This window comes from Shewanella inventionis (assembly GCF_014641855.1).
Classification (GTDB): Bacteria; Pseudomonadota; Gammaproteobacteria; order Enterobacterales; family Shewanellaceae; genus Shewanella; species Shewanella inventionis.
The window spans coordinates 1-4,044 of record NZ_BMII01000081.1; the positions used below are offsets into that span (position 1 = coordinate 1).

Below are 4,044 nucleotides of genomic sequence, written 5' to 3' on the forward strand. Positions count from 1 at the left end.
CTCAACACCTTACGATGCAAAGCCCATGACTCGGGGTCTTGGCTGCCTGCTAGGCACTACCAAGCAGAGGACTTTCACCTCCAATCTTCTACCGATTTATCTCGGCGCACTGGGTGGCCATGTTATTTGTTGAGTGTTGAATATTTAGCCAGTTAGAATGAGCCAGTTAGAATGGGTGGCCATGTTATTCCAGCCTTGTAGTCTGCAAGCATTTTGGTGATTGCTGTTGAAGAGTAAGAGCTGTTTTTGGCTAAGGTGCTGTATGCCACTGTTTGCGTGTCACTAAAGGCATCTTGATAATCATCTGCATCAGAGACTGTTGTTTCGCCAACATACACCGCAGCACTACTGTAAAAGCGGTAAATATTAGTCATGTCAGCAAATAATGATTTTTGACTCACTGATGATGCGTAGGCGGTTAAAAACGAAACCTTACTGGTAGCTGATGTGTTTTTAACATTGGCCGTGAACGTAACAGTATGTGAAGTTTTGCTGTCTTTAGCGGTAACGACAAACTGCTCAATGACATCGTTGTTCATTTCAGGGGCAGTAAAGGTCACATTAACTGAATTACCACTAACATCAATTTTGACTTTTCCTTTGCCTGAATAGCTGCTTGTTGCCGACAGTGTGCCACTAACATTGCTTGCTGAGAATGAACCAGAAACTGAGCCTAGCTCATCTACTGAGGCATTAATCAAAGACGTGCTAACTGTCATTGGTTGAGATGGCTGTGTGGTTACTGGTGGCGTTGGTGTCACCGAGGAGCTATCATTTTCATCGCTGTCACTGCCCCCACCACAAGCAGAAAGAAAAACGGTTATAACCGCAGTATAAATAAACAGAGCGATGTTCTTTTTCATTATATAATCTCGATTAATATTACGAAGTGTAAAGTTGATTGTAGTGTTACAAGCTAATTATTAATTTTAATGCAATAATTTAATAAGGTAACAAGTTGGTTGAGTAAACATTAATAAAGTAATTCTGTAGCGTTGAATTATTTTTAACAGGCGACGCTAAGTTCTTTTAATATGCGTGTTATCTATTGTTGTTGCATTTAATGCTTATATTAAATTTAAATTTAATATAAGTATTTTATTAAATTAAAAGTGTGCGCCTTTATGTGTCATAACGTAAAATATCAGCAACCTATGTAAAGGCTGCTGATTAAGTTGATTTAACTAATTCCAGTCAGCTACCCATGTTTGGTAATTTGACTTAAATGAATTGTAGGTTATTACTTGACCATAATGATTCTTCAATCCAAGTGCATCAAACGCCGACTCAAAGCTAGTGATGCCGCCTGCTGTATTTGAATATAGCTTGTTTATGGTGCTAATATCATTATTTAGGTGAAGATAACTATAAGCCAAACCATATTCTTCATAATATGCATTTTTATCTGATGCGTTGTTCATATCATCAATTGATGTATTTGATACTTCGCTTCGCTTAGTTATTGATTGGCCAGAAAGATACACTGCCTGACCTTCTACAAGCCATCTCGGAAGATTGTATATTCCAATAACAGAGCGCTCAGTGACTCGATAGTGTTGCATTTGAACATGGTGAATAAGCTCGTGCTTGGCGTAAACTGATTCTAATACACGGCTATCCGCTTCTGGCTCAGCAAAGTTTAGTCCGTGAAACGTCCCTTCGGCAAAACGACTTTTGTTCATGTGTTCGGCAAGGCAGACAATAACTTTGTCGCTGCGCTTTTCAACTTCCAACCCTGATAGCTCGCTATATTTTTCGGCCAGAATTAAAGCTGTATCAATAGCGCCCTGAGTGTCAAGAGACTGATAATGATCTGGAATGCCATAGTAAACATCGCCAGCATTCATTGACTTCCAATCAACATCTTTATGAATGCCCGTATAGACATAGTTATACGCAAGTTCATCACCGTAATCGCTTGTTGTTAAAAAACGAGTTGCGACAGTTGGTGAGTATTGCGGCATAAATTCTTTTAGGGATGCAGTGGTAAAGTTCATTTTTCCGTAGGAAAAAGACATGTTATTCTGAACAATTGTTGCAACAGCCATTAAGTCATTATTGCCAACTGCGCTGTTAGCATAAACTCGTACAAATTCGCTTTCAAAATACTTGTCAGAACGAGATTTACAGGCATAACCCTGACCAACATCATCTGATGGATATTCTATATAGCCAACGCTACCAGACTGCATCGTATTACCAGACACATAGGTTTTAGATGGTGTTGTATCTGATGGGGCATCGGTTTCTTTTTCTGAGTCGCCACCGCCACCACAGGCAGATAACACTAATGCTGCTAATAATGTGTAAGAATGTTTTTTCATTTTAATGTCACAGAATCTCAATAACGCCATTAATATCCATCCACACATTAAATGTGTGGTGATAAAAGCTAATGTAAAAACAACAATACTTCGTTGTTTTCAGCCTCAGTGTTTAGTCCCCAATTAATTACTCGCCATGAGCAGTAAAGGGAACATGAATACACAAACACCCTTATAAGAAAAATAACCCAATTTACAGAGTCTGACTACAGACGGATTTTTTAAAAAAAACCACATAAGAATTGAACATTTTTTTATAATATAGCGTTTTAGCTCAAATTTTAAGCATTCTAATCAGTCTGTTATGGACTTTTAAACGGTTAAGGATATAGTCGCAAATTACACCGTGTCATACTTTGTGATGACTCTACGATACACTTGCTCAAGCAGTCAATCACCCTATGTTGGTAAGGTTTTTGACGCGGGGATCTCCGCTGAAGGTTATTCTTACATTGTGATGGAGCTCGTTGATGGTAAGCCAATTTCAACGTTATGGGCCGATAACCGCGTTCGACTAAAAGATAAGTTAAGCGTTTTGTGTAGCTTATGTGACGCCATTCATCATGCGCACCAAAAATCAAATTGTTTATGCAGATCTTAAACCCGCCAATATTCTGGTCGATAATCGCAATCAAATAAAGGTATTGGATTTTGGTATTGCGCGTATCTTTTGTAATAGTGATGAACCAAGCCAAAAGATATTCAAAACGTATGTTAAGGCGTTAACCCCTATTTATGCCAGCCCAGATAAAATTAATCGTGACACCCACAGCTAATCTGTAATTCATGATGGTACTTTATCGTATTGGATCTTGAGGATGGACATAGCTTGTGTGTAATGCGGGTTTTGAATATCTATCTTTCGCCAAATAAAAAAGCCTTATCAATTTCTGATGAGGCTTTCTAGTTTAATCTTGTGAAGGGATAGCTTGCTTATAATAAAGAGGAACCCGTGGTTTCAAAGTCCTATCTTTCGCCCAAATAAAAAGGCCTTAAATGTGTCGATTTAGCATTTTGTTGTGAATCTTGACGAGGGATAGCTTGCTTATAATAAAGAGGAACCCGTGGGTTCAAAGTCCTATCTTTCGCCCAAATAAAAAGGCCTTATCTTTCGATATGGCCTTTTTATTTGAATGTGGCGGAGGGATAGGGATTTGAACCCAGACTCTCGAATTAAATAGTTAAAATAGTCGTTTAAATTCATTTGGTTGCAGAGTTTTACATCTTCAAGTTCTGCAATTGCTAACTAAGATTGACTTTATTCCTGAAGTTGAAAAAAGTCAATAATTATGAACCTTTAAAAGTGCTAACTTGATACATCTAAATTTTTAATCAAAATGCCATATAAATGAAACAGCTATGATTACAAAAATCGAGCAACCCATTTTTTGAACAAGTAACGAAATAATTATTGGTGTCATAATTATTATGTCTTCTTTGTTGGCCATTCTGGCTATAGGCTCACTGAGTGAACGCATAAACCAACTAATATCGATTAAGCGTTTATGATACTCGGTAATGCATTCATTAACCGTTTGACGCTCAAATTGATTGAGGTCTTCCCCTTTTAAAAACTTATGGGTTAATAGTGTACCCTTAAAGCCTTTGTGCCATTGAATGAGCACTTCTTTATCTGACCACTGTTTTACTTTGTCAGCATCAACCTTTAACACCACATGTAAGTGATTACTCATCACGGCATAAGCACAGATATCAATAG

General features: G+C 37.9%; 3 protein-coding genes and 1 pseudogene. 1 reads left to right on the forward strand and 3 read right to left on the reverse strand.

Annotated features, from left to right (window positions below; genetic code table 11):
* Positions 1-152 precede the first annotated feature (152 nt).
* Both IEW93_RS21515 and IEW93_RS21520 read right to left on the reverse strand, forming a co-directional pair.
* Complete coding sequence (locus IEW93_RS21515; RefSeq protein ID WP_188741252.1) at positions 153-863, reverse strand: hypothetical protein; 711 nt, start codon at positions 861-863, stop codon at positions 153-155.
* A 321-nt stretch (positions 864-1,184) separates the two neighbouring features.
* Entirely contained in the window at positions 1,185-2,324 is a 1,140-nt protein-coding gene (locus tag IEW93_RS21520; RefSeq protein ID WP_188741253.1) for a hypothetical protein, read from the reverse strand.
* A 563-nt stretch (positions 2,325-2,887) separates the two neighbouring features.
* Between IEW93_RS21520 and IEW93_RS21525 the strand changes: the two genes are divergently transcribed.
* Positions 2,888-3,100 carry a protein kinase domain-containing protein gene (locus IEW93_RS21525; protein ID WP_188741254.1) on the forward strand — a complete coding sequence of 71 codons (213 nt, stop codon included), beginning with the start codon at positions 2,888-2,890 and terminating at the stop codon, positions 3,098-3,100.
* A gap of 552 nt (positions 3,101-3,652) precedes the next feature.
* Here the strand turns inward: IEW93_RS21525 and IEW93_RS21530 are convergent.
* Positions 3,653-4,044 (reverse strand): annotated as a pseudogene (locus tag IEW93_RS21530) (hypothetical protein); the annotation flags it as partial.